The 7301-nt window shown below is 45.7% G+C and carries 5 protein-coding genes, 1 tRNA gene and 1 pseudogene; 4 read left to right on the top strand and 3 right to left on the bottom strand.

Annotated features, from left to right (window positions below; genetic code table 11):
- A pseudogene (locus tag Q0R37_RS14550) lies at positions 1-1118 on the top strand (ATP-grasp domain-containing protein); the annotation flags it as partial.
- Between the two features lie 103 nt (positions 1119-1221).
- Here Q0R37_RS14550 and mscL read toward each other — a convergent pair.
- Together mscL and Q0R37_RS14540 are read right to left on the bottom strand one after the other, a co-directional pair.
- Positions 1222-1641 (bottom strand): large conductance mechanosensitive channel protein MscL, encoded by a 420-nt coding sequence (gene mscL, locus Q0R37_RS14545; RefSeq protein ID WP_294755293.1) that lies wholly within the window; start codon positions 1639-1641, stop codon positions 1222-1224.
- A gap of 41 nt (positions 1642-1682) precedes the next feature.
- The gene (locus tag Q0R37_RS14540; RefSeq protein ID WP_294755292.1) at positions 1683-3212 is read right to left on the bottom strand and encodes a hypothetical protein; all 1530 of its coding nucleotides are present in this window, start codon (positions 3210-3212) and stop codon (positions 1683-1685) included.
- Between the two features lie 632 nt (positions 3213-3844).
- Between Q0R37_RS14540 and Q0R37_RS14535 the strand changes: the two genes are divergently transcribed.
- The 3 genes from Q0R37_RS14535 to Q0R37_RS14525 all read left to right on the top strand — a co-directional run bounded on the left by Q0R37_RS14535 (position 3845) and on the right by Q0R37_RS14525 (position 6421).
- The gene (locus tag Q0R37_RS14535) at positions 3845-4963 is read left to right on the top strand and encodes a M15 family metallopeptidase (protein ID WP_294755291.1); all 1119 of its coding nucleotides are present in this window, start codon (positions 3845-3847) and stop codon (positions 4961-4963) included.
- A 399-nt stretch (positions 4964-5362) separates the two neighbouring features.
- The gene (locus Q0R37_RS14530) at positions 5363-6016 is read left to right on the top strand and encodes a hypothetical protein (RefSeq protein ID WP_294755290.1); all 654 of its coding nucleotides are present in this window, start codon (positions 5363-5365) and stop codon (positions 6014-6016) included.
- A 329-nt stretch (positions 6017-6345) separates the two neighbouring features.
- Positions 6346-6421: transfer RNA gene (locus Q0R37_RS14525), tRNA-Thr, on the top strand.
- Positions 6422-7026: 605 nt separating this feature from the next.
- Here Q0R37_RS14525 and Q0R37_RS14520 read toward each other — a convergent pair.
- On the bottom strand, positions 7027-7301 hold a 275-nt coding region (locus Q0R37_RS14520; protein WP_294755289.1), incomplete at its 5' end, for a hypothetical protein.

Here is a 7301-nt window from a genome sequence, read left to right as displayed (position 1 = left end):
TAGGCTATCCTGTAATGGTTCGTCCTTCCTACGTTCTCGGCGGACGCGGAATGGAAATAGTTCACGACGACGAGATGATGAGAGTATACATGAACGCTGCCGTTGGTGTAACTCCCGACAGACCTATCCTCATCGACCGCTTCCTCAATCATGCAACAGAGTGTGAGGCTGACGCTATTTCCGACGGTACACACTGCTTTGTTCCATGCGTTATGGAGCATATCGAGCTTGCAGGCGTACACTCGGGCGACTCCGCTTGTATACTCCCCTCAAAGAACCTGACAGAAAAGCAGGTGGCTACTATCAAGGAGTACACAAAGAAGATAGCTGTAGAGATGAACGTATGCGGTCTTATGAATATGCAGTACGCTATCGAGGGCGATACGGTATACGTTCTCGAGGCTAATCCCCGTGCTTCAAGAACAGTTCCGCTGGTATCAAAGGTATGCGATATCAACATGGTAAGGATCGCTACGGATATCATCACTTCATCAATAACAGGCAGACCTTCACCCGTTCCCGAGCTCAGAGACAAGCAGATCGGTCACTACGGCGTCAAGGAAGCTGTATTCCCATTCAATATGTTCCAGGAGGTAGACCCTCTCCTCGGACCCGAAATGCGTTCAACAGGAGAAGTTCTCGGTATATCGCCTTCATTCGGAGAGGCTTACTACAAGGCTCAGGAAGCTACAAAGAACAAGCTCCCTCTGGAGGGAACAGTTCTCCTAAGCGTATGCGACAGAGACAAGCCCGAGCTTGTTGACATAGCAAAGTCCTTCCACGAGCTCGGCTTCCATATCATCGCTACAGGCAAGAGCTACGAGATGATAAAGGAAGCAGGCATCCCCTGCGACAAGATCTACAAGATCTACGAGGGACGTCCGAATATCGCTGACGAGATCGCAAACGGCGAGATACAGATGATAATAAATACTCCCGCAGGCAAGACCAGCGCTCACGACGACAGCTATATCCGTAAGGCTGCTATCAAGCACAGAGTACCTTACATGACGACTATGGCTGCTGCAAAGGCAAGCGCAGAGGGTATCAAGGCTATCAAGCACAATACTCACCTCGGCGTAAAGTCGCTTCAGGCTCACCACGCTGATATCAAGTAATATATAAGCATAAATGCCGCTTCATAATGAAGCGGCATTTTAATATTGCTCTTGCAACAAAAAACCGTAAAGGAAAGCTCCTTTACGGCTCTTTTAATGTAAATTACTTCTTGCTCTGCTCTTTGAGAAGGTCTCTGATCTCTGTGAGGAGAACTTCTTCCTTCGGAGGCTCAGCAGGCTTTTCCTCTTCCTTCTTCTTGCCGATAGCCATAGCCTTGTTTACAGCCTTGAGTAAGCAGAAGAGGATGATAGCGATAATGAGGAAATTAAGAACTGCGGAAATGAAAGCGCCATAGTTGAAATCAACGCCTGCAACAGTAAACTTGCCGCCTACGAGCTGCATTACGCCGTTCTCGTCCTTCTCAGCACCGCCTGTGATAGCTGCGATGAGAGGAGTGATGAAGTTATCTGTAAGAGCGCTTACGATACTTCCGAATGCAGCACCGATGATAACACCGATAGCCATGTCCATTACGTTGCCTTTGAGTGCGAATTCCTTGAATTCCTTCAAAAACTTCTTCATTGTTTACAACATCTCCTTGATAAGATATAAAATAAAATTTATTAAAATTCCGGCAAGCCGGGAATTTCCACTGTATTTTTTGCGGTCTTTTTTGCCTTCATCTCTTCGGGAAGCTCGATCGCGTCTATTTCATCATTGTAGGTCTTTGCCTTTTTGGGCATCGCCTGCACTGCATGGTCTGCCTGCGCCATCATGGAGCCTCTGCCGCGGTCTGTCCTTGCGGCTTCGAGATCGTCTGCGTTGGCCTGCTTAGTGCCGCCCATCATATTCCTTGCCCTGTGGTTGTCCTTTGCCATGAGCTCCGAAGCATCCACTGCCTTGGTAGATCCCATATAATTAAGGTGAAGGGCTTCCTGATTGGCTTTGAGCTCGTCCGCGTTGACTACTCCCGCCGATCTCATATAGAACTTGTTGAACTTTGCGGACTCGTTCTTTTTCAGAGCGCTTGCGTCAACAAGTGGCGTATCGTTCATATAGGGATTGCCCTTTTTCTCAAAGCGCTTCATGCCCTCTATCTCGTCGCCGCGCTTGCCGAAGAAATCGTCGGCAGTATCTGTCTCAGCGTGTTCTGTTGCCTTGCCGCCGTCGAAGAACTCCCAGAAATCATCGGGAACTTCGACCTTCTCCTTATCCTCTGCGGGAGGAGGGGCAGGCTGAGCCTGAGCGAACTGATTTGCGGGCATACCTCCCATATTCGGCATTGCCTGCATACCTGCCTGAGGTACTGCGCCCTCGGGCATTTCGCCCATCTGAGGCTGATACATCACAGGCTGTCCGTAAACGGGCATACCGTTCTGGTCGTAGCCTATTATCTGCGGCTGATACATGACAGGCTGTCCGTAAACAGGCATACCGTTCTGATCGTAGCCGATAAGCTGAGGCTGGTACATTACAGGCTGTCCGTAAAGGGGCTGTCCGTTCTGATCGTAGCCTATGAGCTGAGGCTGAGCAAGCATGACTGTCTGTCCGAAAGCAGGCATACCGCCCATCTGCTGAGCTCCCTGAGGTGCGGGAATACCCTGCATTGCACCCTGTGGTGCGGGAATGCCCTGCATCATGCCCTGAGGTGCGGGAATACCCTGCATCATGCCCTGAGGCGCAGGAATGCCCTGCATTGCACCCTGTGGTGCAGGAATGCCCTGCATTGCACCCTGTGGTGCAGGAATGCCCTGCATTGCACCCTGAGGGCGGAAGCCGCCCGAGGCGTTCTGCATCTGTGCCTGCCTTACAGCCTGTGACTGCTCGGGCAGCTTTACTCTGCCCGTATCCAGCTTCGGTATAAAAGGCTCGTCTATATCATCAAAGCTGCTGAAATCGAACTCTTCGTCGGAATCATTGAGTTCAGCGGCGGTATAAAGGTCTGAAGATGAGTCCCTCGATGAGGTATCGCTGATGGTGAAAGTGCCGCTGCCGAGGGTAAATCCGCCCGCTGCGGGATCTTCTTCAGAATGATATCCGCCCATATCTACCTGTTCAATGTTAATATCCTGCGGATCTTCAAGGTTGACTCCGCACTTAACGCAGAACCTGAAGCCCGTTTCGTTGAGCGTTCCGCACTGTGGACATTTCATAAACATCACTCCTTAAGGCGAAAATACAGAAAAACCGCAGAGCCGATACTATGAGCAGGACGACCTGTTGTCGAGCCTTTCCCCCCTGAATACAGCTCTGCCAATACATACTTTCACAAATATATTATACCATTAAGTTAATGGTATTTCAAGTAGTTTAATAAAAGATTGTGCAATACGGTGCTAAAGCAGGGCGTGTTTTTGTACAGAATAACGCTATGTGTCCCATTTTCGGAGCTTTGCACGGATATTCCCGAAAGTGCGCCGACAGGCGGAGCTTCTCCTCATTGGTGAAATACAACAGTTAATCACGCCTTATTGTTATTCATATACCGTGATTTTACAAATATAACCCTCACCCCCTATATTTTCACAAAGAAATGTGTTATAATATAGTGTGTCCCCGACGGATACCATGCGGAGGTTATTTCCGCGGGCTTCGCTCAGAGGACGCATATTCCCTGTAAATCGTGGAATTTTAACAGAAAATCATTCTTTCTGACTGATACTGCCGAAAAAGGCAGAACAGACATAAATATGAGAAATTACTCCGATATCCGGAAAAAAGAGATAAAAAGAACAAAAGTAAAACAAGTTTATGCTGTATCATGACAGCGGATTGGAGCAGACATATGCCAAAGAAAAGAATCAGCAAAGAGAAAAGTATAAAACACGCAAAAACCACTACCGAGATCATTATAAGCCTTGTGCTTCTCGGTACCTGCGGCTTTTTTGCAAAGAGCGCCTTCACCGACGTTACAAAAGTGGAGCAGTCCGCCTTCTATGACAATAAGGACATCGCTTCCACCGACTCGACCGCAACTACCGCACCCGACCCCAATCAGATCATATTCGAGTCGCGTTCATTCGATACAAAAGCCAAGTTCTACGGCGATCTTATACTTATAAACAAGGATCACGAGTACTTCTCCACGGGCAAAGAGGACCTCGTGAGCATCATTGAGATGAATCAGGAGAACGAGCGTACCTGCTTCACTGCCGTTGACAGCACCTATACTATCCTCAGACAGGTCTACGAGCCTATGGCAAGAATGATACAGGACTTCTACGACCAGACGGGCAATGATACTCTTATCATATACGGTTCATACCGCAGCAGCGAATTCCAGCAGCAGCTCTACGAGCAGGACCTTGAAACAACGGGCGAGGATGAATCGCAGAGCGTTGCGCCTCCCGGCTTCAGCGAGCATGAATCGGGACTTGCCTTCGATTTCTCGGAAACTGTAAACTACGATTACGACGGCACGGGCGATTTCAAGTGGCTCAACGAAAACTGCTACAAGTACGGATTTATCGTCCGCTATACCAAGGAAAAGGAAAAGATAACAAAGTTCAAGGACGAGCCGTGGCACTTCCGCTATGTGGGCTTGCCTCACGCTTACTATATGCACACCCACGACCTCTGCCTTGAGGAGTATATAGACCTTGTCCGCCAGCACCCCTACGACGGCGAGCATCTTGAATTCTCAGGCGAAACAGGCGACTATGAGGTCTACTTCTATCCCTCGAACGACGGTGCGGAAAGCACCAGCGTACCTGTTCCAAACGGCGTAAGATACGAGGTATCGGGCAATAATGCAGACGGCTTCATCGTTACGGTATATAAGGGTCAGAAGCCTATTGTTGAGGAAGTTCCCACAAAGACATTCGAGGAAGCTCCCGAACTCACAAGCAGCAGCGAAGAAGAGGAAAATTCGGACAGCGAGGAAGCTTCGGAAGAAAATGAATAATTTATTAAAAGGACAGACGGGCATATTGCTTGTCTGTCCTGTTTTTTATCGTTTTTAATGCATATCACACATTTTTTTACTTATTATGTTGAAAACAAAGTTGAAATAGCAGATTTGAATTTTTTTATTTGGAAAAAGCCCGAAAAACAGCCCGATTTTGCCTGCCTGCGGAAGAATGGAGAGTTCACGGCAGCTTCAAAAAACATTTGCAAGCGATTTTCCGAAGGTTCGCAGAATACCTATCCAAGGCGAAATCACGGCACTTGTCCTACCACTTTCAAATATTTGACAATTAAACGCCCTCGTGCTATAATGCAATTGTCAAGAGGTTCATATGACAATCAAACAGGTTGCAATGAACTTCAAAAAATGACGGCCATGATTTAGGAGGGTTTATTTATGAAAAAAGCATTATGTTTATCATCAGCTCTTATCTGCTGTGCAGCAGCCCTTACAAGCTGCAGCGTAAAGACCAGCGTGACAAAGTTCTTTAACTCAGACGGAAAGGACTCCGAAAAGAGCGCATCAAGCTATGTCGGCAAGTGGGAATGCACCGAGATCGAAATGGACGGCGAAAAAAGCGACAACCTCTGGGGTATGGACGTCTCAACACTGTTCCAGATAGAGCTTATGGAGGACAATAAGGGTACATTCTTCTCGTTCCTCACAACTCTCGTACAGCCCGAACCATTTGACCTTACATGGAAGGATATGGGCAGCGGCGAGATAGTACTGAATATCGACCAGGCTGAAGCCGACGAGCCTCTCGCCATGACCTATAAGAACGGACAGATGATTATGGATCAGAGCGACGAGTACTCCAGCTTCAAGGTATACCTTGACAAGGTGGATACATTCACTGCTCTCTCCGGTGACGAGTCTATGTCATTCAGCTTCTCAGGCGACATCAATGCATCTTTTGACTCAGAGGACGGTGCAGATGTATCATTCAGCTTCTCGGACGATGAAAATGATCCTTTCGGCTTCTCTGACAAGACCGATACCGAGACCGAAACAGAACCCACTACAAAGAAGTATCATTTCTTCTACTAAACATTCAGGAGCTTTGATACCATGCGATGCGGCAGTTTATTCTGCCGCATCTTTCTTTGTTCAAGAAATTTTTCTTGACATTGCCCGCCTTTTGATGTATAATAATTATGTTGTGTAGCTGACCATGCTTTTGCAGTGCAGCTCATTTGCTGAGCACACGACCGCTGCCGGCGGCAGATGAAGGTAGTTTGCGAAGGAAAGAAATATGGAGCAATGAGAGCGAAAGCGAATAGTACGACTTATTTCTGACCGACAATGAGCAGGTCTTGTACTGATTATAAAGAGACGTCACGCAGCCGTGCAGCACCTTACGTTTAAAAATTTAATATGCTTGTGTAGCACAGTTGGTAGTGCAGCTCATTCGTAATGAGCAGGTCGCAGGTTCGAGTCCCGTCACAAGCTCCAAACAACAAACTGCCTGAATAGCGGGTTTATACCGATATTCAGGCAGTTTTTTATGTGATTTAGTGTAGTCGTGATTCTGTATAAGCACTTAAAAAGCCAAAAAAATCACACGATTTTCCATAGAAATCACACGGGCTGTCACACGAAAATTAAGTTTGTAAGAGTTTGGAATGTGATATTAAACTATAATTTACTTTCATCGTATATTAATTCTTTGAGCTATCAGAACCGCTTTGCAAAATCATTTATCTGAATATATTATCGACACTTTTATGTTTAAAAATTAACATTCTCAACAAATGATGAAAAATCATATTCACTGCAGTTTTTTAAAATTTTGAAAATTGTTAATAGATTGCTTTTTCTTCTTTTATATGTGCTGTCCGATAGCATATTAAACAATAGTCTTGCATTTACACTTCCAATTCTTGTTGCTAAATACATTCTCCAAATGAGTTTATTCCTCAATAATAGACGAACTAAAAGCTTCTCTTTTTCTAATTCTGATATATTATTTATCAAGTGCATTATTGAAGAATAATGTGAAACTATATCATTATTTTAATGAAAACAGCTTGTACTAAAGTACAAGCTGTTTCAGATTATTATTGATTTGCACCTGATGTTGATACAAATCCATCATCCGAAGATGTTGAAGCACCTATATAATAACAATACACATTTTCAAGAGATAAGGTTTTGAACTCCTCGGCTGTAACATTAATAATCAAGTTTTCAGAAGCTTCACTGTAATCATATTTGAGATTTTGCTGTTTAAGCTGCTCGATAACTTTCAGTATCATTTCTTTTTTATAAGCTCTGAGTGCTTCATTAAGGTCACTATGAGGCTGAGTGCTAAAATCTGCGATATCAGCTTCTA

The organism is uncultured Ruminococcus sp. (genome assembly GCF_946415235.1).
Classification (GTDB): domain Bacteria; phylum Bacillota; class Clostridia; order Oscillospirales; family Ruminococcaceae; genus Ruminococcus.
The sequence above is the reverse complement of the archived record's forward strand: the minus strand, read 5'-3'. Positions and strand labels throughout refer to the sequence as shown.